This is a genomic window from Streptomyces sp. NPDC001401, assembly GCF_042895385.1.
In the GTDB taxonomy this organism is placed as follows: domain Bacteria; phylum Actinomycetota; class Actinomycetes; order Streptomycetales; family Streptomycetaceae; genus Streptomyces.
The window spans coordinates 213,024-233,489 of sequence record NZ_JBIAWI010000004.1; the positions used below are offsets into that span (position 1 = coordinate 213,024).

Genomic DNA, 20,466 nt, shown 5'->3' on the forward strand with positions numbered 1-20,466 from the left:
AGCCGCATATCGACACAGCCCCGCGCCCCTTCAGGGGCGCCGTTACGACGCCGGGAGTTTCTTGCCGTAGTCCACCGTTTCGTTCTTCTTCGGCTCGGTGAGTGTGAAGTCCTTGCCCCAGGAGGAGAAGGTCAGGGTGCCGGCGCCGCCTGCGCGTTCCAGGCGGAGGGGGTAGGGCGTGCCCTCCAGGGAGACGTCCAGCGTGCCGCCGGAGCCCTTGTCGCCGGTGATGCGGATGGTGCGGGTGCCCGCCTGCTCGTGGTGGCCGTCCGTCGCGAGCGCGCCGTGCAGGGTCAGCAGGCCGTCGAGGAGGACGTCCTTGTCCGTGAACCCGCTGAACTTCTTGTACGAGGGGTCGCCCTGCGGCACCTTCACATACTTGCCGTCGAGCGTGCCCGCGGCCGACGCGTCCTTGTTGCCGTCCACGTGGTTCCAGAATTCCGCGTCGGCCTTCAGATACAGCTGCTCACCGATCCGCAGCAGCCCGAAGGCCACCCCCTTGGAGGTGACCGATCCGCTGCCGCCGCCGGACTTCAGGCGCATGTCGAGTCGGTACGTGCGCCCGTTGGTGACCACGGTTCCGGAGAGACGTACCGCTTCGGCGGCTTCGGCGGCCGCCCTGGTCTTCGACTGGATCTTGTCGGCCGGCAGCTTGCCGACCCCGTTCGTGCCCGCGTCGGGGTCCTCGCTGCATCCCGCAAGCAGCCCCGTCCCCGTCACCACCAGCGCGCACACCGCACTCACCAGCGAGGTCCGACGGCTTCGGCCCAGGGCAATCGCAGTCACAGGTGGGGCTGCCTTTCAGTCGAGGGACGCGAGGAGCGTACGGCAGCGTACCCGTGCCGTCTCAGGCCGAGCGGAGCCAGTCCGTCCGGACCTCCCACCAGGCCGGATCCGATCGGTACGGGCTAGCCTGAAGCCCATCCGAGCGGGCAATTCGGAAAAGCCGCACAGCAGCGACACGCAGCACTGGACACCCGTACGAAAAGGAGGCGCAGCCATGGCAGCGGGCGCGCCCCGGATCTTCGTCTCGCACCTCGCGGGCGTCGCCGCCTTCGATCCGAACGGCGATCAGGTGGGCCGCGTGCGCGATCTGGTCGTCATGCTGCGCGTCGGGCGGCGGCCGCCGCGGGTGCTCGGGCTGGTCGTCGAACTGCCCAGCCGGCGCCGCATCTTCCTGCCCATGACCCGGGTGACCAGCATCGAGTCCGGCCAGGTCATCACCACCGGCGTGCTCAACGTCCGCCGCTTCGAGCAGCGCCCCACCGAGCGCCTCGTCTTCGGCGAGCTCCTCGACCGGCGCGTCACCCTCGTCGAGACCGGCGAGCAGGTCACCGTCCTCGACCTGTCGGTGCAGCAACTGCCGGCCCGCCGGGACTGGGAGATCGGCCGGGTGTTCGTGCGAAAGGGGAAGAGCGGCACCTTCCGGCGGGCCAAGGGCGAGACGCTGACCGTCGACTGGTCCGCCGTCACCGGCTTCTCCCTGGAGGAGCACGGACAGGGCGCCGAGAGCCTCCTGGCCACCTTCGAGCAGCTGCGCCCCGCCGACCTCGCCAACGTCCTGCACCACCTCTCCTCCAAGCGCCGCGCCGAGGTCGCCGCCGCCCTCGACGACGACCGCCTGGCCGACGTACTCGAAGAGCTCCCCGAGGACGACCAGATCGAGATCCTCGGCAAGCTGAAGGAGGAGCGCGCCGCCGACGTCCTGGAGGCCATGGACCCGGACGATGCCGCAGACCTGCTCTCCGAGCTCCCGGAGGACGACAAGGAGCGTCTGCTGGCCCTGATGGAGCCGGACGAGGCGGCCGACGTGCGCCGGCTCATGGCGTACGAGGAGAAGACGGCCGGCGGGCTCATGACCACCGAGCCGATCGTGCTCCGCCCCGACGCCACCGTGGCCGACGCCCTCGCGCGCGTGCGCAACCCCGACCTGTCGCCCGCCCTGGCCGCCCAGGTCTACGTCTGCCGCCCGCCGGACGAGACGCCGACCGGCAAGTACCTGGGAACGGTCCACTTCCAGCGCCTGCTGCGTGAGCCGCCGTACACGCTGGTCAGCGCAGTCGTCGACGACGACCTGCAGGCCCTCGCCCCGGACGCCGCGCTGCCCCTGGTCGCCGGGTTCTTCGCGACCTACGACATGGTCGCGGCGCCCGTCGTCGACGAGGCCGGCTCGCTGCTCGGCGCGGTGACCGTGGACGACGTACTGGACCACATGCTGCCCGAGGACTGGCGGGAGACCGAGTTCCACCTCGAGGAGAACGAGGCGGCCGCCCATGGCGCCTGAGCGCGAGACCGCCCGCGAGCGCACCCCGGTGGGTGCGACGGCGACCTCGCGCACGCGTCCCCGCCTCGACCAGCCGCGGCCGCCGCGCCGCCGGATCCTGCCGGAGTGGGACCCGGAGGCCTTCGGACGGCTCTCGGAGCGCATCGCACGGTTCCTGGGCACCGGACGGTTCATCGTCTGGATGACGGTCGTCATCATCGCGTGGGTGCTGTGGAACGTCTTCGCACCGCACGACCTGCGCTTCGACAACTACCCGTTCATCTTCCTGACCCTGATGCTGTCCCTGCAGGCCTCCTACGCGGCCCCGCTGATCCTGCTCGCGCAGAACAGGCAGGACGACCGGGACCGGGTCAACCTCGAACAGGACCGCAAGCAGAACGAGCGCTCCATCGCCGACACCGAGTACCTGACCCGCGAGATCGCCGCCCTGCGCATCGGCCTCGGCGAGGTGGCGACCCGCGACTGGATCCGCTCGGAGGTGCAGGACCTGGTCAAGGAGCTGGAGGAGCGGCAGAACGGCCATCACCAGCACGTCGTATTCCGGGCAGATCGGCCGCACGGACGTGACGTAGACGACCACTGACGGGCTTTCCGGGCTACGCGTGCAGCGCCGTACCATCGTCCTTATGGCTAGCGAAGACGCGGTGCGCGAAGCACTGGCGACGGTGAACGACCCCGAGATCAACCGGCCCATCACCGAGCTCGGGATGGTGAAGTCGGTCCAGATCGGCGCGGACGGGACGGTCGCGGTCACCGTGTACCTGACGGTCTCCGGCTGCCCGATGCGCGAGACGATCACGCAGCGCGTGACCGAGGCGGTCTCCCGGGTCGAGGGCGTCACGCGCGTCGACGTCACGCTCGACGTGATGAGCGACGAGCAGCGCAAGGAGCTGGCGGCAGCCCTGCGCGGCGGCACGGCCGAGCGCGAGGTGCCCTTCGCCAAGCCGGGCTCGCTCACCCGCGTGTACGCGGTCGCGTCCGGCAAGGGCGGCGTGGGCAAGTCCTCGGTGACGGTGAACCTGGCGGCGGCGATGGCCGCCGACGGCCTCAAGGTGGGCGTCGTCGACGCCGACATCTACGGCCACTCCGTGCCGCGCATGCTGGGTGCGGACGGGCGTCCCACCCAGGTCGAGAACATGATCATGCCGCCTTCGGCCAATGGCGTGAAGGTCATCTCCATCGGCATGTTCACGCCGGGCAACGCCCCGGTGGTCTGGCGCGGCCCGATGCTCCACCGCGCGCTGCAGCAGTTCCTGGCGGACGTGTACTGGGGCGACCTGGACGTACTGCTCCTCGACCTCCCCCCGGGCACGGGCGACATCGCCATCTCGGTCGCCCAGCTGGTCCCGAACGCCGAGATCCTGGTCGTGACGACCCCGCAGCAGGCGGCCGCGGAGGTCGCCGAGCGCGCCGGTTCCATCGCCGTCCAGACCCACCAGAAGATCGTCGGCGTCGTCGAGAACATGTCCGGCCTGCCCTGCCCGCACTGCGGCGAGATGGTCGACGTCTTCGGCACGGGCGGCGGCCAGAGCGTGGCGGACGGCCTGACCCGTACGACCGGTGCGACGGTCCCCGTCCTCGGCTCCATCCCGATCGACGTCCGCCTCCGCGAGGGCGGCGACGAGGGCAAGCCGGTCGTCCTGACCGACCCGGACTCCCCGGCGGGCGCGGCCCTGCGCGGCATCGCGGGGAAGCTCGGCGGCCGCCAGCGCGGCCTTTCGGGACTGTCGCTGGGGATCACGCCGAAGAACAAGTTCTAGGGCTGCTACGACTGTGGGGGCGCCGTCCGTGTGGACGGGCGCCCCCATTGTCGTAACCCTCGCTAGGCGTAGGTGCCGATGTCCTTGATCATGGCGAAGCCCAGGCCATATGCGCTCATGCCTCTCCCGTATGCCCCCACGTGCACCCCTTGCTGCGTGGAGCCCGCGAGGACCCAGCCGAACTCGGACTCGCGGTAGTGGAACGGCGTCGGGACGCCGTCCACCGGCAGGGACAGCGTCGACCAGTCCGGACCGGCCAGGTCGTCCGCGAGGGCCCACGCCGTCTCGGTCTGCTGCTCCAGCCAGTCGTCACGCAGGGAGTGGTCCATCTGCCCCGGCCAGGTGAAGGACAGCAGCCCCACACCCGCGAGCCAGGCCGCCGAGGACACCGAGGTGGCCTCCAGGAGCCCCGTGCCGTCCGCGCTGCGCCGTACGGGGTTGGCCGCGACCGTGACCACGACCGCGAACTTCTCCTTGGGCTCGCCGGCCGTACCGACCGCGTACTCGTTCTTCACGGAGGGCTCTTCGCCGTGCCCGATCGAACCGTGTTCGACAGCTCCGTCGGCCGCCGTCCCGACCTGCATCAGCCAGCGCGGCCCCGTGAAGGCCTCGTCGAGGCCGTACCACGGGAAGGGCGCCAGCAGGTAGCCGTCGACCGTGCGCCGGGCGGAGGGGAGCTGTTCTCCGCCCTCCGCGGCCGGCGCCTGCGCGACTGCCTGACTCGTCGTCTCCATGTGCCCGGACGCCTCCTTGCTCTCGTCGGACCGGAGCGGCCCGCCCCCCTTCGGGCGGCGTTACTCCTCGAAGTACGGTCCGCACAACAACTCGGCAGCATAGCCACCCCACTCAGGACGCACCGGATACCGCCCGGCGCGTGGGTCGCGCCGAGGGCGGGTTCAGGCCGTGCTGAGGCGCCGTGGACTATGAAACGCGTCACGTACGGCGCAGGGGATCAGCCGGGGCGTACGACGCAGAGCCTTTGTCCGCAGGCTCTCAGGTGGCGTCCGCGTCGAAGGGCGGGCGGTCGTCTTCCTCGGGCTTCTTCGTCATGTCGACACGGCCGCCGGTGGAACCCGACGAAGACGAGGGGGTCGAGGAGGACGCCGAGGACGACGGCGAGTCGGTGCCGTGGACCGCATCCGTGACCTCGGCCATCTCCTTCTTCAGGTCGAAGCCGTTGCGGATCTCCTTGAGCCCCAGTTCGTCGTTGTCCAGCTGCTTGCGGATGAACGTCTTGGGGTTGAGGTCCTCGAATTCGAAGTCCTTGAACTCCGGGCCCAGTTCGCTGCGGATGTCCTGCTTGGCGCTCTCCGAGAACTCACGGATCTTGCGGATCGTCCGTGTGACGTCCTGGATGAACTTCGGGAGCTTGTCCGGACCGAAGACGAGCACGGCGAGGACAACGAGCGTCACCAGCTCGAGCGGCCCTATGTCATTGAACACCTGAAGCTCCTTGCGATGTCCTCGGTCCTCGGCCCTCGGTGGTCTGTGCGGGTCTTCCGTGGTCCGGGCCGGATCCACGGTACCCGGCCATCCCGTACGACCGGTACTGTCCCGGGGGCTCCGAGTGCGTCTTCATGCGCGGTTTTGGGGGTTGTTTGCCTTGTGGGGCGGGGGTTGGGGGGTGCACCTGTGAGGTTTGTGTCAATCAGTCGCCGTCGGCGGAACCGAGCACCAGCGAGATCTTCTTCTCCTTGCCGTCGCGCCGCACGGTCAGCTCCAGGCGGTCGCCGGGGCGGTGGGCGCGGGTCTTGACGATCAGCTCCTCGCCGGAGTGCACACGCTGGCCGTCCACAGCGGTGATGATGTCACCCGCCTTGATCCCCGCCTTGTCGCCCGGTCCGCCCGCGTTGACGGCGGGGCCGCCGCCGGAAGCCTTGGTGCCGACGCGGGCACCGTCGCCGGTGTAGTCCATGTCGAGGGTGACACCGATGACGGGGTGGGTCGCCCTGCCGGTGTTGATGAGCTCCTCGGCGACCCGCTTGGCCTGGTTGACGGGGATGGCGAAGCCGAGCCCGATGGAACCGGCCTGACCGCTCTCGTCGGAGCTGCTGTCGGCGGACCGGATGGCGGAGTTGATGCCGATGACACGGGCCTTGGAGTCGAGGAGCGGACCTCCGGAGTTGCCGGGATTGATCGGCGCATCGGTCTGCAGCGCATCGACATACGACACATCGCTCCCGTCGGCGCTGTCGCCGCCGGCGGTGATGGGCCGCTCCTTGGCGCTGATGATGCCGGAGGTGACGGTGCCCTCCAGGTCGAAGGGGGCGCCGATGGCGACGACGGGGTCGCCGACCTGGACGTTGTCGGAATTGCCGAGGGCCATGGGCTTCAGCCCGCGGACATTGCTGACCTTGACGACAGCGAGGTCGTAGCCGCTGTCCCTCCCCACGACGGTGGCCTTGGCGGTGTCCCCGCTGTTGAAGGTCACGGATATCTCGCCCGCCGACCCGGCGGCCGGTTCGACGACGTGGTTGTTGGTGAGGATGTGACCCCGGTCGTCGAGCACGAACCCGGTCCCCGTGCCGGACTCGTCGGCGCCGGTCACATGCAGCGTCACCACGCTGGGCAGGGCCCGGGCGGCAATCCCGGCCACACTGTCCGGAGCCCGCCCGGCAGGCTCCTTCCCGGCCTGCGGCAGCTCTACGGCCCCCACGCCGCCGTTGCGCTCGACATAGGCCCCGATGACCCCACCGACACCACCACACACAAGAGCAAGCACCACGGCACCCCCGACAAGCCCCCTCGTCACCCGCCGCCCCCGCTCGTCCTTGCCCTCGACGGCAGCACCGGTCTGCTGGAAGGGGGCAGGCGCCCAGGGGTCGTAGTTCTGCCAGGGGGTGGAGGGGGCGGGTATGCCGGGGGGTGGTGTGGGGGCGGGCGCGCTGTGGGGGGTGGGGGCACCGGGGACTGGCGGGCCGGGGGGCGCCTGCGGTACCGGGGTCGGCGCGCTGTGGGGCATGGGGGTCGCCCGGGGGGCAGGAGCACCAGCGACGGGCACGGAGACGGCCGGGGTGCCGTGGGCCGACGGGTGCACCGGGGCCGGCGCGGCGTCTGGCGTGGGAACCGCCAGGCGAGCAGGAGCACCCCCGACGGGCACGGGTACGGCCGGGGTGCCGTGGGCCGACGGGTGCACCGGGGCCGGCGCGGCGTCTGGCGTGGGAACCGCCAGGCGAGCAGGAGCACCCCCGACGGGCACGGGTACGGCCGGGGTGCCGTGGGCCGACGGGTGCACCGGGGCCGGCGCGGCGTCTGGCGTGGGAACCGCCAGGGGAGCAGGAGCACCAGCGACGGGCACGGAGAGGGTCGGCGTGCTGTGGGCCGGCGCGGCGTCTGGCGGCGTGGGCGTCGGTATCGCAGTGCCCTGCGCGGGCGCGGCCGCCGGGTGCTGTACCGGCGGTGCGGGGGCCCAGGGGCCGGGCTCACCGTACGGCGGGGTGCTGTAGGGATCAGGGTCGTGCAGAGGTCTGGGGCGCTCGGCGGCGGGCCCGGCAGGGGCGGGAACCGCAGCCCAGTCCGCGTCCGCGACCGGGGCCGCCTCAGCAGGCCGATCCGGCTCGAAGTCGCCCCCGGCGCGCGGCTCGTCCGACGCCGCTGCCTCGGGGTTGCTCTGTGAGCCGACGGCCACGCTGCGGTCGGCCTCCGACCCGGCCACATCCCGCGGAGCCCTCAGCTCGAAGTCGCCCTCGGGGAGAGCGATCCCGCCACTGCCGACCACAGCGGGACGCCCCGGCTCGACATCTTCCTCGGCAGACGCTGCTCCCTCGCTCCCGGCACGGTCAGGCCGCTCCAACTCGAAGTCGCCCTCGGGGACAGCTACAGGCTCGCCGCCAACACCCTCCGGCCCCTCCAACTCGAAGTCGCCTTCGGGAACAGCCACACGCTCGCCGACGAAACCTTCCGGCTGGCCCAGCTCGAAGTCGCCGTTGGAGACAGCCTCACGCTTACCGGCAACACCCTCCGGACGCCCCAACTCGAAGTCGCCCTCGGGGACAACCTCACGCTCGCCTTCAACGCCTCCCGGACGACCCAGCTCAACGGCACCCTCGAAGGCAGCCGCACGCTTACCGGCAACACCCTCCGGACGCTCCAGCTCAAAGTCGCCCTCGGAGGCGGCTGCCCCGCTGCCAACCCCCGTCGGCCGGCCCAGCTCGAAGTCGCCGTCGCTGTCGCCGTCAGGTGCCAGGGCCGCCCTGTCGTCCACCGGCGCCGTCCCCGCAACGAGTCGCGGCGCCTCATCCACAGCCTTGGTAGGACCAGCCGCGGCTTCGGCGGCCGCCGTGGAGCCCGCTGCCACGTCTGCGGTCGCCGGACCAACCGCCGCATCCGCGGCCGCCGCCGAACCCCGTGCCGCATCCACAGACGTCGGCGAACCGGCAGCGGCACCCGCAGCCTCCGTCCGCCCCTCCGCCGCATCAACGACCGGCGTCGAACCCGCCGCCCCGCCCACAGACCCCGCCGGACCAACCGCCGCATCCGCAGCCCCCGGCGCCTCCGTCGTCTCCCCCGCAGGGCCCTGCAGCCGTGGTCGGTTCCACCACTTCTGCTTCGTGGGCTTCCCCTCGTTCATGCTCTCCCCACAGCTGGCCACGACGCGGCACGGCTCGTCGGCGGTGGCCTCAGTTGTCGACTCCGCGCGCGGCTGCCTGCCGTGGGCGCGGTCCACCCTGGATTCAACCAGGTTCGCGGGCCGTCGCGCAGGGGCTGGTCAGCGGGAGGTGTGGGGGGAGGAGGGAGCGGAGGCCGAGTCGGGGGCGGGTGCGGCGAGGAGGCCGGGGGACGAGACCGCGGGGGCCGTGGACCATGAGGTCAGGGTGAGCGGCGGGGTAGTGGTGAGCGGACGTATCAGCGGAGACATCACCGCGGCGCCCGCCATCACGGGGGTGGTCAGCGTGTGCATGGTCTGCGCCACGGTGGCAGGGCTCGGTACGCCCGGCAGCAGCGGTGCGGACACCTCGGTCGGGGCCACCGGGGTGTCACCGAGCGACTGCCGGCCCTGCGCGAGCAGTGGGCCGGTGCCACGGCGCCGCTGGGCCTCGGGAGCCGTCGCGGCGCCCGTCCCCTGCGTACGCATCGGGGTCACATTGCTGCCCGCTCCCGTGCCGCCGCGCGCATCCGTGCTGTCGGCCGGGGTGCCCGTCGTGACGCCGCCCAGGGCGACCGCGGCGAGCGACACCGCACCGGCGGCGACGAACGCGAACCGCATCCCGCGCGAGGCCGACCGCTCGGCCTCGTGCCGGCTGACGTCGTGTATACGGAAGCCACGGTCCGCGGACGGCGGAAGCATCGGGGCGTGCGAGGAAGAGGAGGGGACGTAGCCGAACTCGAAGCGCTCGCCCCGCTTCAGGCCGAAGACCCCGGTGACGCCCGGTCTTCCGGAGCTTCCGCCGGGAAGTCCTCCCCCGCCGAACGGCGAGCCACCGCCGTCCGGATCATCTCCCCCCGGAAGCCCCTGCAGACGGGCCAGGAAGCTCTCGGAGGGAGGCGGCGGGGCCGCCTCCGCGAACACGTTCTTCAACTGTCGCTGCGCATCGGCCTCCGCCTTGCACTTGGCACAGGTGGCCAGGTGGGCGAGAACTCGATCGCGCGACTCATGGCCCAGCTCTCCGTCCACCAGGGCGGAGAGTCGGTCTCCCAGGTGCTGCTCGGCCAGACGCCTCTCGGCGGGGCTGGGTCGTGTTCCACTCACGCGGTCGCGCCCCCTCCCCCCAGTGCGGGCACACGAGGCACGAAGGAGCGGCGCTCGGAGGCCCGGGCCTCCGGCGAACGGTGCGCGAGAGCCTTGCGAAGCTGTGAGCGGCCGCGGTGGATCCGGGAGCGGACCGTACCGAGCTTGACGCCGAGGGTTGCGGCGATCTCCTCGTACGACAGTCCTTCGATGTCGCACAGGACGACCGCGGCGCGGAACTCGGGCGCGAGGGTGTCGAGGGCCTGCTGGACGTCCGCGTCGAAGTGCGCGTCGTTGAAGACCTGCTGGGGCGACGGCTCGCGGCTGGGCAGCCGCTCGGCCGCGTCCTCGCCCAGCGCGTCGAAGCGGATGCGCTGCTTGCGGCGGACCATGTCCAGGAAGAGGTTGGTGGTGATCCGGTGCAGCCAGCCCTCGAAGGTGCCCGGCGTGTAGGTCGACAGGGACCGGAAGACGCGGACGAAGACCTCCTGCGTGAGGTCCTCGGCGTCGTGCTGGTTGCCCGTCAGGCGGTACGCCAGCCGGTAGACGCGGCCACTGTGTGTGCTGACGATCTCCTCCCAGGTGGGCGGAGTCCACGCCTGCCCGTCCGCGTCGGTGGAGAAAGTCGCGGTCTGGGCGTGGTCAGCGGCGTGGCTGGGGTCAGCAGCGGTGTCGTTCACGGATTTCGGCCTGCCTGCCGAACCGAGAAAGCGCCGCAGCACTCCTCCCCGATCCACAGGCGCAGCCGCACCTCCCCTGTCGGCTCTGGTGGTGTCCAGTGGAGCCCCTACCATAGCCACCTCGCCCGTTAGCTCCGGATAAGCGGTTTTACGAGAATTTGATCTGGGCTGATACCGCTCGAACCCCTGCGTCTGCAGTTGCTCGGGCCGCCGCCCCTCATCGTGATCCAACTGTGTCCCCCCGTGCCGTCTCCTACCCCTCTAAACGCCCGGTCCCATCTGCGGGTTCCCGGCCCCAACGGATACAGTCACGCCCAGGCAACCACGGGGACAGGAGAGGGTCATTACCGGCAACCGGCAGACGAGCTGGGCGTTCGCCGACGCCTACGTCGCCGAGGACGAAGTGCTGCGCTGGGCCCGTGACCGGGCCCGTGAGGCGGGCCTGCGCTCGGTGTCGCCCGGCACGGGCTCCGCGCTGCGGTTGCTGGCGGCTTCGGTGGACGCGAAGGCGGTGGCGGAGATCGGCACCGGCACCGGCGTCTCCGGCATCCATCTGCTGCACGGCATGCGCCCGGACGGGGTGCTGACCACCGTGGACCCCGAGCCCGAACACCAGCAGTTCGCCCGCCAGGCCTTCCGCGCCTCCGGTTTCGCCAGCAACCGCGCCCGGTTCATCCCGGGCCGCGCCCTGGACGTCCTGCCACGGCTCGCGGACGCCGGCTACGACCTCGTCTTCTGCGACGGCGACCGCCTGGAGTTCCTCGACTATCTCGCTGAATCGTTGCGCCTGCTGCGCCCCGGCGGCCTGGTCGTCTTCGAGGGCGTCTTCGCCAACGGCCGCACGGTCGACTCGGGCCCGCAGCCCACGGAGGTCCTGCGTCTGCGGGAGCTGCTGCGCGCGGTGCGCGAAAGCCAGGAGCTGGTGCCGTCACTGCTGCCGGTGGGCGACGGGCTGCTGTGCGCAGTCAAGCGGTGAGGGTCGAGGAAACGAGCGTTTGAGGTACCGCGAACGAGCGGGGAAGCACCGGCAAACAGCAACCCCGGCACCATTTGGATGCCGGGGCAGCTGAAAGGGTATGGTCGCTTCCGCGTCAGCCGACGACCTTCTTGAGGGCGTCGCCGAGCGCGTCGGCCTCGTCAGGGGTCAGCTCGACGACGAGCCGACCGCCGCCTTCGAGCGGAACGCGCATGACGATGCCCCGCCCCTCCTTGGTCACCTCGAGCGGGCCATCGCCCGTCCGCGGCTTCATGGCCGCCATGCTCGTTCCCCTTCCTGAAACCAGCTCATCGTCAAAGCCGACGGCCCTGGGAGGGCACGCGTATCTAGCGTGGGACACGCGACACCGGCATCGAACACATTGCTTCCAAGCCATTATCCCGCATCTCAGGACCCGATGACCAACATCAGTCGGCATCGCTTGGGCAACGCGCGCGAGCAAAACCACTCAATTCGGCGATGTGACTGCGATACTGCGCGGCCGCACGGACTTCCGCCGACCAGAAACCGTCCAGAATTCTTTGACGCAGGTCACACGTCCACTCCGGTCTCTCTCCGCCATGCTGTCCTACGGACAGGGGCGTACCGGCCGGTACGCCTGAACCGCGACAGCGGAGGGGACACACCATGGCCGACACCGTGCTCTACGAGGTGAGCGACGGACTCGCGACGATCACGCTGAACCGCCCGGAGGCGATGAACGCGCTGAACATCGCGACGAAGGTCGCCCTGCGGGAGGCGGTCCGCTCCGCGGCCGAGGACGATGCCGTACGGGCGGTGCTGCTGACCGCCGCCGGGGAGCGGGCGTTCTGTGTGGGGCAGGACCTCAAGGAGCACATCGGGCTGCTGGCACAGGACCGGGAGACGGGGTCCGGGCAGACCATGAGCACGGTGAAGGAGCACTACAACCCCGTGGTGCGGGCGCTGGCGGGGATGCCGAAGCCTGTCGTGGCCGGTGTGAACGGGGTTGCCGCCGGGGCCGGCTTCGGGCTCGCGCTCGCTGCGGACTACCGCGTCGTGGCGGACACGGCTGCCTTCAACACGTCGTTCGCGGGGGTCGCGCTGACCGCCGACTCCGGGATGTCCTGGACCCTGCCGCGGGTCGTCGGTCCCGGGCGCGCCGCCGACCTGCTGCTTTTCCCGCGGAGCGTCAAGGCGCAGGAGGCGTACGAGCTGGGTATCGCGAACCGTCTTGTGCCGGTCGGTGAGCTGCATGCCGAGGCGGAGAAGGTTGCTCGGGCGCTGGCCGAGGGGCCGACGGTGGCGTATGCGGCGATCAAGGAAGCGGTGGCTTACGGGTTCTCGCACTCCCTGTCCGAGACGCTGGACAAGGAGGACGAGCTGCAGACTCGGGCGGGGTCCTCGGAGGACCATGTGATTGCCGTGCAGGCCTTTGTGAACAAAGAGAAGCCGAAGTACTTGGGCCGGTGAGCTCGGGGCTTGAGCGCCCTCGGGGGCTGCGGGTTCGTTGTGGCTGGTCGCGCCCCCGCGGCGGAGCCGCATATCGATGCAGCCCCGCGCCCCTTAAGGGGCGCTCCTGGCAACGCATGCTTCCAAGTGATCGTCCACCAAACCGCACGCCTGCATCAACGCGTACGCCGTCGTCGGGCCCACGAAGCGCAAGCCCCTCTTCTTCAGTGCCTTCGACAGGGCCGTCGACTCCGGGGTGACCGCCGGGACGTCCCCGAGAGTCTTCGGGGCCGGCCCCGGCGCCGGGGCGTGGGACCAGATGAACTCGTCCAGCTCACCGGGCGCCCACTCCGCCAGCACGCGCGCGTTGGCGAGCGTCGCGTCGATCTTGGCGCGGTTGCGGATGATGCCCGCGTCGGCGAGGAGGCGCTCGCGGTCCTCGTCCGTGAAGGCGGCGACCTTCGCGATCTTGAAGTCGGCGAAGGCGGCGCGGAAGCCGGGGCGGCGGCGCAGGATGGTGATCCAGGACAGGCCGGACTGGAAGGCCTCGAGGCTGAGGCGCTCGTAGAGGGCGTCGTCGCCGTGGACCGGGCGGCCCCACTCCTCGTCGTGGTACGCCACGTAGTCCTCGGTGGACAGGGCCCAGGGGCAGCGCAGGGCGCCGTCCGGGCCGGCGATGGCGGTGCCGTCGCTCACTGCTGGTCCTCCCGGCCGTGCATCGGCTTGTCCATGGAGATGTGGTGCGCGGCGGCCTGGGCGCCCGCGAGGGCGGACTCCAGGTCGGCGATACGGGCGTCGCGCTCGGCGAGTTCGGCGCCGAGGCGGTTGAGGGCGTCGTCGACGTCCGACATGCGGTAGCCGCGGGCGGCGAGCGGGAAGCGGAGGCTGTCGACGTCGGCGCGGTCCACGGGCCGGTCCAGCGGCAGCGGGTCCTGCAGCCGCTCGGGGGCCACCTCGGGCAACGGGCCCTCGCCCTCTCCGCCGCCCACCACGGCCAGTGTCACGGCGGCGACCACGACGGCGAGAGCGACGACCAGGAACAAGAACATAACCATCGCTGTGGTCCCCACGCTCGATGTTCGGAAGCTGGATGAAGCTGAAGATGAAGCTGAATGTGTCAGGGTCCGATCGTGCCATGCGAGTCTGACAGTTAGGGTCGCGGGCGGCCGAGGAACCGGTCTTACCCAGGTCGTACTACGAGAGGTCACAGGGCATGCTCAGGCTGGGCAGGCGAGAATTCGAGGCGCACGAGCCGGTGATCATGGCGATCGTGAACCGGACCCCGGACTCCTTCTACGACCAGGGAGCGACCTTCCGTGACGAGCCCGCCCTCGCGCGCGTGGAGCAGGCGGTGTCGGAGGGGGCTGCCATCATCGACATCGGCGGGGTGAAGGCCGGGCCGGGGGAAGAGGTGTCGGCCGAGGAGGAGGCGCGGCGGACGGTGGGTTTCGTCGCGGAGGTGCGGCGGCGCTTCCCGGACGTCGTCATCAGTGTGGACACCTGGCGGGCCGAGGTCGGCGAGGCCGTGTGCGAGGCCGGGGCGGATCTGCTGAACGACGCGTGGGGTGGCGTCGACCCCGGCCTTGCGGAGGTCGCGGCGCGGTACGGGGTCGGGCTGGTGTGCACGCACGCGGGGGGCGCGGAGCCGCGCACTCGTCCGCATCGGGTGACGTACGACGATGTCGTTGCCGACATTCTGCGGGTGACCCTGGGGCTGGCCGAGCGGGCGGTGGCGCTGGGGGTGCCCCGGGAGTCCGTGCTGATCGATCCCGGGCACGACTTCGGGAAGAACACGCGGCACAGCCTGGAGGCGACTCGGCGGCTCGGGGAGATGGTCGACACGGGGTGGCCCGTTCTCGTCTCCCTGTCCAACAAGGACTTCGTGGGCGAGACGCTGGACAAGCCGCTCAAGGAGCGGGTGGTGGGGACGCTCGCCACCACCGCCGTGTCGGCGTGGCTGGGGGCGCAGGTATACCGGGTGCACGAAGTCGCCGAGACCCGGCAGGTGCTGGACATGGTGGCGTCGATCGCCGGGCATCGGCCTCCGGCCGTGGCTCGGCGGGGGCTGGCGTAGAGCTTTTCTCGCCCCCGCCGCCCCTAACCCTTCCCGTCCCCAGGGGGCTCCGCCCCCTGGACCCCCGATCGGCCTGAACGGCCTCGTCCTCAAACGCCGGACGGGCTGAAAAACCCAAACGCCGGACGGGCTGAAAAACTCAAACGCTCGGCCTAGGTCCAGCGCCTAGCGTCCCGCCTCCTTTGACACCAACGCCACCGCCTCTTCCACGTCGTCCGTGACGTGGAACAGGAGCAGGTCCTTCTCCGAGGCCTTGCCCTGGGCGATCAGCGTGTTCTTGAGCCAGTCGACCAGGCCGCCCCAGTACTCGCTGCCGAACAGGACGATCGGGAAGCGGGTCACCTTCTGGGTCTGCACCAGGGTCAGCGCCTCGAAGAGCTCGTCCAGGGTGCCCAGGCCGCCGGGCAGGACCACAAAGCCCTGCGCGTACTTCACGAACATCATCTTGCGGACGAAGAAGTAGCGGAAGTTCAGGCCGATGTCGACGTAGGGGTTGAGGCCCTGCTCGAAGGGCAGCTCGATGCCGAGGCCGACCGAGATGCCCTTCGCCTCGCAGGCGCCCTTGTTCGCCGCCTCCATGGCGCCGGGGCCGCCGCCGGTGATCACCGCCCAGCCCGCCTCCACCAGGCCGCGGCCGAGCCGGACGCCCGCGTCGTACTCCGGGGAGTCGACGGCCGTGCGCGCCGAGCCGAACACGCTGATCGCGGGCGGGAGTTCGGCGAGGGTGCCGAAGCCCTCGATGAACTCCGACTGGATGCGCAGCACCCGCCAGGGGTCCGTGTGGACCCAGTCCGACGGGCCGCCCGCGTCCAGCAGACGCTGGTCCGTCGTGCTCGCCGTCACCTGGCTCCGCCTCCGGAGGACCGGTCCCAGGCGCTGCTCCTCCGGTGGCACTTTCTTGCCCTCGGGGTTCCCGGTAGCCATGTGCGCTCCCTCCGCTTGCGGGGTGTTTCCACCTCAGCGTAGATCTACGCGGGTTACGGACGGGGGACGTGAGCATGTCCGCCGTGAAGCGGCATCGGCACAAGGGTCACCACGAGGGCCACGATGGGCACCGCTACGGCCGTCTCGTCATGCCGTCAGCCACTCCCGCAGACGCTGCTCACCCGCCAGGATCTTCGCCGTTTCGACCCGTTCGTCCCGCTTGTGCGCCAAGTGCGGGTTTCCGGGGCCGTAGTTGACCGCGGGGATGCCGAGGGAGGAGAAGCGCGACACGTCGGTCCAGCCGTACTTCGGCTGCGGGGTGCCGCCGACCGCCTCGATGAAGGCCGCCGCGGCCGGGTGCGAGAGGCCGGGCAGGGCTCCGCCGCTGTGGTCGTCCACCACGAACTCCTGCACCCCGCAGTCCGCGAAGACCTCCCTGACGTGGGCGATCGCCTCCTCCTCCGTGCGGTCGGGCGCATAGCGGAAGTTGACGGCCACGACGCATTCGTCGGGGATGACATTGCCCGCCACTCCGCCCGAGATGCCCACCGCGTTCAGGCCCTCGCGGTACTCCAGGCCGTCGATCACCGGGTAACGGGGTTCGTACGACGCCAGGCGGGCCAGGATCGGCGCGGCCGCGTGGATCGCGTTCGAGCCCATCCAGCTGCGCGCCGAGTGGGCCCGCTCGCCCGTCGTCTTCAGCAGGACCCTGAGGGTGCCCTGGCAGCCGCCCTCGACCTCGCCGTCGGACGGCTCCAGCAGCACCGCGAAGTCGCCCTCCAGCCACTCGGGGTGCGCCTCGGCGACGTGCTTGAGGCCGTTGAGGTCCGCCGTCACCTCTTCGTTGTCGTAGAAGACGAAGGTCAGGTCGCGGTTGGGGGCCGGGACCGTGGCCGCGATGCGCAGCTGCACCGCCACGCCCGACTTCATGTCGCAGGTGCCGCAGCCCCACAGGACGCCGTCCTCGTCCAGCCGGGACGGGACGTTGTCGGCGATCGGCACGGTGTCGATGTGGCCGGCCAGGATCACCCGCTGCGGCCGGCCCAGGTTCGTCCGCGCGACGACGTTGTTGCCGTACCGCTCGACCGTCAGGTGCGGCAGGGTGCGCAGGGCGGACTCGATCGCGTCGGCGAGGGGCTTCTCGGTGCCGCTCTCGGACGGGAAGTCGACGAGCCGCGCGGTGAGCTCGGCGGCGTCCAGGGTGAGGTCAAGTGGGGTGTCGGCCATGCCGTCGACCCTAACCCGGCACCGACTCGGACCACTGTTCCCATCCGACTCGTGAGCCACAGTACCCTCCGCTACCTTGTACGGCGTGCCAGAGCCGTCACCCACCCTCAAACGCCGTGGCCGCCTCTTCCGTATCGGGGCGGCCTTCGTGGTCCTGCTCGCCCTCGCGGGCTATGTCACGGTGCAGTACGTCACCGGGGGCAGAGGCGGCTCGGGCTGCCGGGTGGTCTCGGACGCGCGCGACGGGGCGGAGTACGAGTTCACGCCGGAGCAGGCGGTGAACGCGGCGACGATCGCCGCGGTGGGCACCGGGCGGGGCATGCCCGAGCGGGCGGTGACCATCGCGATCGCGACCTCGCTGCAGGAGTCGGGGCTGCACAACATCGAGCACGGCGACCGGGATTCGCTCGGCCTGTTCCAGCAGCGGCCCTCGCAGGGCTGGGGCACCAAGAAGCAGATCCTGGACCCGACGTACGCGGCGGGCGTGTTCTACCAGCACCTGGCCAAGGTGCAGGACTACGCGAAACTCCCCCTCACCGAGGCCGCGCAGCGCGTGCAGCGCAGCGGCTATCCCGAGGCGTACGCCAAGCACGAGCCGGACGCCGCCCTGCTCTCCGCCGCCCTCACCGGGAACTCTGCGGCCACCCTGACCTGCGCCGGTATCCCGGCCGCCACACAGGCGGCGGGGCCGGACGCCGTACGGGCCGCTCTCGTCCGGGACTTCGGGCGCGACGCACTGCAGCCGGCCGGCGCGGAAGTGAGCGCCAGGTCGACACCGAAGCCCTCCGCGACCCCGAGCACGCGGTCCGGCGCGCGCACCGTCACGCTCCCCGTCGCCGCCGACAAGAGCCCCGCCAAGGGCCGCAGCGTCCGGCAGCGCGGCTGGCAGCTCGCCCACTGGGCCGTGGCCAACTCCTCCGCACTGCACATCGAACGCGTCTCCTTCGGCGGGCGGGAGTGGACCGCCGGAAGCGCCGACAACCCGTGGCACACAGCGGCCGCCGAAGCCGCCGGCGACGCGGAAAAGGCCGCGAGTGCGGTCCGAATTGTCACTGCGCAGTAGTGCGGCCATTCACTCTCACGGGTTATGCACGGCATGCATGCTCCACGGTGTGGGCAGGTTTTCGCACCGTCACCCCTGTATCCGTCAAAGCCCTTGAGAACAAAGGGATGTAAGGATTCGGCACGCTTTCCGGCCGGGCACTTTTTGCCCGTTTTTATCCGCAGCCGATAATGCGACGCATTGCCAACTCTTTACGTTGGGACGCCGCAACCTTCGGGGCCTTCGAGCGGTAGTCACATCGTCCGAGCCCGGACGATCAACATCCATCGAAGGAGCATCATGTCCCTCCCCCTGACCCGTCGGATCGCCCGTGCCGCGCTGCTCGTCGCAGCGGGAGCGGCTGCCGGGGTCGGTGCGGCCGGCTCCGCGAGCGCGGCCCCCGAACTGCCCGCCGCCCCGAACGTCGGTGGCCTGACCTCTCTGGACGGGGCGAACGTCGGCAACACCGTGGACGGTGCGGCGCAGCACGTGACCGGGCTTGCGGGCGACGCCGGCAGCAACGCGGTCAAGAAGGCGGTGCCGAACGCGGGCAAGACCGGCGGCAGCGTTGCCAAGAAGGCGGCCCCGGCGGCGCAGCGGGCGGCGGGCGCCGCGGCGGGCTCCGTCGGGGAGATCGTCGGCGTCACCACGCAGACCGCGAGCGAGAACGGCGGCACCCTGCCGACGGGCTCGCTGACCACCGGCAGCCTGCCCTCGACCGGAAAGCTGCCGGTGAAGGGCCTCCCGATCACCGGCTGAGCCACCTGCAGCACGGAGGGGGCCCGGGACACCGTCCCGGGCCCCCTCGTCGTGTCCACGGCGGCTACAGGCGCTCCACGGCCGCCCGCACCCGCTCGTCCGTCGCCGTCAGCGCCACGCGTACGAACTTCTCGCCCGCCGTGCCGTAGAAGTCGCCCGGCGCGACCAGGATGCCGAGCCCGGCCAGGTGGGCCACGGTGTCCCAGCAGGACTCGTCCCGCGTCGCCCACAGGTAGAGGCTGGCCTCGCTGTGCTCGATACGGAAGCCATGACCGAGCAGCGCCTCGCGCAGGGCCGTACGCCGGGCCGCGTACCGCTCCCGCTGCTCACGGACGTGGGCGTCGTCGCCCAGGGCCGCCACCACGGCCGCCTGCGTGGGCGCCGACGTCATCATGCCGCCGTGCTTGCGCAGTTCCAGGAGCGGGCCGAGGACGGCCGGGTCGCCGGCCAGGAAGGCCGCGCGGTAGCCCGCCAGGTTTGAGCGCTTGGAGAGGGAGTGGACGGACACGATGCCCTCGTACGAGCCGCCGTTCACGTCCGGGTGCAGGACCGAGACCGGGTCCGCCTCCCAGCCCAGCTCGAGGTAGCACTCGTCGGAGAAGAGCAGGACGCCGTGCTCGCGCGCCCAGGCGACGATCCGGGTCAGCTCGTCCTTCGCGAGTACCTTGCCGGTCGGGTTGGAGGGCGAGTTGAGCCAGAGGAGCTTGAGGTTCGTCGGGTCCAGAGCAGTCGGATCGTCGTAGACCTCGTAGTCTGCGCGCGCCAGGCGGGCGCCGACCTCGTACGTCGGGTACGCCAGGCGCGGATAGGCCACTTTGTCGCCCGGGCCCAGGCCCAGCTGGGTCGGGAGCCAGGCGACGAGTTCTTTGGAGCCGACGATCGGCAGGACGTGCCTGTGGGTGACCTCGCGGGCGCCGAGCCGACGCTCGACCCAGCCGGTGATCGCGTCGCGCAGGGCCGGGGTGCCCCAGACCGTCGGGTAGCCCGGGGAGTCCGCCGCGTCGATCAGGGCCTTCTGGATCAGCTCGGGGACCGGGTCGACCGGGGTGCCGACGGAGAGGTCGACGATGCCGTCCGGGTGCGCGGCGGCCGTTTTCTTGTACGGCTCCAGCTTGTCCCAGGGGAAGGTGGGCAGGCGGTCGGAGACTGCGGACACGGGATCTGGCTCACTTTCTGGTACGGCAGAAGGCCCAAGGCCCTGGTACGGCAGAAGGCCCAAAGGCCCTGGTACGGCAAACGCCTCGGCCCCGTACGGCGATCACCAGGGGGATCCGGCCGTACGGGACCGAGGCGGCACGGTGTGCGGGCCGCTTGCGGGACTACTCGGCCTGCGGCGGCAGTGCGGCGATGAAGGGGTGGTCCCGCTCGATCAGGCCCAGCTTGCTGGCGCCGCCGGGGGAGCCGAGCTCGTCGAAGAACTCGACGTTCGCCTTGTAGTAGTCCTTCCACTCCTCCGGAGTGTCGTCCTCGTAGAAGATCGCCTCGACCGGGCAGACCGGCTCACAGGCACCACAGTCGACGCATTCGTCCGGGTGGATGTACAAGGACCGTGAGCCCTCGTAGATGCAGTCGACCGGGCACTCCTCGATGCACGCCTTGTCCTTGACGTCGACACAAGGCTGCGCGATGACGTAGGTCACG

General features: G+C 70.9%; 21 protein-coding genes. 8 read left to right on the forward strand and 13 right to left on the reverse strand.

The features are described 5' to 3' along the window. Positions 1–42 precede the first annotated feature (42 nt). Positions 43–786, reverse strand: coding sequence for a hypothetical protein (locus ACFY10_RS16250; RefSeq protein WP_390665768.1), 744 nt, complete (start codon positions 784–786; stop codon positions 43–45). A 214-nt stretch (positions 787–1,000) separates the two neighbouring features. Here ACFY10_RS16250 and ACFY10_RS16255 point away from each other — a divergent pair, with 214 nt between their 5' ends. The 3 genes from ACFY10_RS16255 to ACFY10_RS16265 are packed head-to-tail and all read left to right on the forward strand — an operon-like array spanning position 1,001 to position 4,044. Then, positions 1,001–2,284: a magnesium transporter MgtE N-terminal domain-containing protein gene (locus ACFY10_RS16255; protein WP_390665769.1), complete on the forward strand. Its 1,284-nt coding sequence runs from the start codon at positions 1,001–1,003 to the stop codon at positions 2,282–2,284. Further along, on the forward strand, positions 2,274–2,867 hold the full coding sequence (locus ACFY10_RS16260; RefSeq protein ID WP_390665770.1) for a DUF1003 domain-containing protein: 594 nt from the start codon (positions 2,274–2,276) through the stop codon (positions 2,865–2,867). The genes ACFY10_RS16255 and ACFY10_RS16260 overlap by 11 nt, the downstream gene beginning before the upstream one ends. A 43-nt stretch (positions 2,868–2,910) precedes the next feature. Continuing rightward, the gene (locus ACFY10_RS16265; protein ID WP_390665771.1) at positions 2,911–4,044 is read left to right on the forward strand and encodes an Mrp/NBP35 family ATP-binding protein; all 1,134 of its coding nucleotides are present in this window, start codon (positions 2,911–2,913) and stop codon (positions 4,042–4,044) included. A 62-nt stretch (positions 4,045–4,106) separates the two neighbouring features. Here ACFY10_RS16265 and ACFY10_RS16270 read toward each other — a convergent pair whose 3' ends face one another. From ACFY10_RS16270 to sigE, 5 genes are all read right to left on the reverse strand, one after another. After that, a complete protein-coding gene (locus tag ACFY10_RS16270) occupies positions 4,107–4,778 on the reverse strand; it encodes a hypothetical protein (protein ID WP_390665772.1) in 672 nt (223 codons plus the stop codon). Between the two features lie 259 nt (positions 4,779–5,037). Then, the gene (locus ACFY10_RS16275; RefSeq protein ID WP_390665773.1) at positions 5,038–5,487 is read right to left on the reverse strand and encodes a sec-independent translocase; all 450 of its coding nucleotides are present in this window, start codon (positions 5,485–5,487) and stop codon (positions 5,038–5,040) included. A gap of 205 nt (positions 5,488–5,692) precedes the next feature. Continuing rightward, complete coding sequence (locus tag ACFY10_RS16280) at positions 5,693–7,399, reverse strand: trypsin-like peptidase domain-containing protein (RefSeq protein ID WP_390666176.1); 1,707 nt, start codon at positions 7,397–7,399, stop codon at positions 5,693–5,695. Between the two features lie 1,353 nt (positions 7,400–8,752). After that, complete coding sequence (locus tag ACFY10_RS16285) at positions 8,753–9,733, reverse strand: anti-sigma factor family protein (protein ID WP_390665774.1); 981 nt, start codon at positions 9,731–9,733, stop codon at positions 8,753–8,755. Beyond that, on the reverse strand, positions 9,730–10,434 hold the full coding sequence (gene sigE / locus ACFY10_RS16290; RefSeq protein ID WP_390665775.1) for an RNA polymerase sigma factor SigE: 705 nt from the start codon (positions 10,432–10,434) through the stop codon (positions 9,730–9,732). The genes ACFY10_RS16285 and sigE overlap by 4 nt, the downstream gene beginning before the upstream one ends. A 301-nt stretch (positions 10,435–10,735) precedes the next feature. On the opposite strand from sigE, the gene ACFY10_RS16295 reads away from it, so the two are divergent. Next, complete coding sequence (locus ACFY10_RS16295) at positions 10,736–11,368, forward strand: O-methyltransferase (RefSeq protein WP_099931145.1); 633 nt, start codon at positions 10,736–10,738, stop codon at positions 11,366–11,368. Between the two features lie 115 nt (positions 11,369–11,483). Here the strand turns inward: ACFY10_RS16295 and ACFY10_RS16300 are convergent, their stop codons facing one another. After that, a complete protein-coding gene (locus ACFY10_RS16300) occupies positions 11,484–11,651 on the reverse strand; it encodes a DUF3117 domain-containing protein (RefSeq protein ID WP_003966491.1) in 168 nt (55 codons plus the stop codon). Positions 11,652–12,016: 365 nt separating this feature from the next. On the opposite strand from ACFY10_RS16300, the gene ACFY10_RS16305 reads away from it, so the two are divergent. Beyond that, positions 12,017–12,820, forward strand: coding sequence for an enoyl-CoA hydratase/isomerase family protein (locus tag ACFY10_RS16305; protein WP_390665776.1), 804 nt, complete (start codon positions 12,017–12,019; stop codon positions 12,818–12,820). Positions 12,821–12,913: 93 nt separating this feature from the next. Here ACFY10_RS16305 and ACFY10_RS16310 read toward each other — a convergent pair whose 3' ends face one another. After that, on the reverse strand, positions 12,914–13,495 hold the full coding sequence (locus ACFY10_RS16310) for a DNA-3-methyladenine glycosylase I (RefSeq protein ID WP_390665777.1): 582 nt from the start codon (positions 13,493–13,495) through the stop codon (positions 12,914–12,916). Further along, positions 13,492–13,848, reverse strand: coding sequence for a DivIVA domain-containing protein (locus tag ACFY10_RS16315; RefSeq protein WP_390666177.1), 357 nt, complete (start codon positions 13,846–13,848; stop codon positions 13,492–13,494). The genes ACFY10_RS16310 and ACFY10_RS16315 overlap by 4 nt, the downstream gene beginning before the upstream one ends. 164 nt (positions 13,849–14,012) lie before the next feature. Between ACFY10_RS16315 and folP the strand changes: the two genes are divergently transcribed. Next, positions 14,013–14,873: a dihydropteroate synthase gene (gene folP / locus ACFY10_RS16320; RefSeq protein ID WP_390665778.1), complete on the forward strand. Its 861-nt coding sequence runs from the start codon at positions 14,013–14,015 to the stop codon at positions 14,871–14,873. 165 nt (positions 14,874–15,038) lie between these two features. On the opposite strand, the gene ACFY10_RS16325 is transcribed toward folP, so the two are convergent. Then, positions 15,039–15,797: a TIGR00730 family Rossman fold protein gene (locus tag ACFY10_RS16325; protein WP_390665779.1), complete on the reverse strand. Its 759-nt coding sequence runs from the start codon at positions 15,795–15,797 to the stop codon at positions 15,039–15,041. Between the two features lie 147 nt (positions 15,798–15,944). Further along, positions 15,945–17,024 (reverse strand): succinyl-diaminopimelate desuccinylase, encoded by a 1,080-nt coding sequence (gene dapE, locus ACFY10_RS16330; RefSeq protein ID WP_390665780.1) that lies wholly within the window; start codon positions 17,022–17,024, stop codon positions 15,945–15,947. 85 nt (positions 17,025–17,109) lie between these two features. Here dapE and ACFY10_RS16335 point away from each other — a divergent pair, with 85 nt between their 5' ends. Beyond that, positions 17,110–18,087: a heavy metal transporter gene (locus ACFY10_RS16335; RefSeq protein WP_390665781.1), complete on the forward strand. Its 978-nt coding sequence runs from the start codon at positions 17,110–17,112 to the stop codon at positions 18,085–18,087. A 279-nt stretch (positions 18,088–18,366) separates the two neighbouring features. Next, positions 18,367–18,825: an ATP-binding protein gene (locus ACFY10_RS16340; protein WP_390665782.1), complete on the forward strand. Its 459-nt coding sequence runs from the start codon at positions 18,367–18,369 to the stop codon at positions 18,823–18,825. 64 nt (positions 18,826–18,889) lie between these two features. Here ACFY10_RS16340 and ACFY10_RS16345 read toward each other — a convergent pair whose 3' ends face one another. Together ACFY10_RS16345 and fdxA are read right to left on the reverse strand one after the other, a co-directional pair. Next, positions 18,890–19,981 (reverse strand): bifunctional succinyldiaminopimelate transaminase/glutamate-prephenate aminotransferase, encoded by a 1,092-nt coding sequence (locus ACFY10_RS16345; RefSeq protein WP_390665783.1) that lies wholly within the window; start codon positions 19,979–19,981, stop codon positions 18,890–18,892. 163 nt (positions 19,982–20,144) lie between these two features. Then, positions 20,145–20,465 carry a ferredoxin gene (fdxA, locus tag ACFY10_RS16350; RefSeq protein ID WP_030961637.1) on the reverse strand — a complete coding sequence of 107 codons (321 nt, stop codon included), beginning with the start codon at positions 20,463–20,465 and terminating at the stop codon, positions 20,145–20,147. Position 20,466 lies beyond the last annotated feature (1 nt).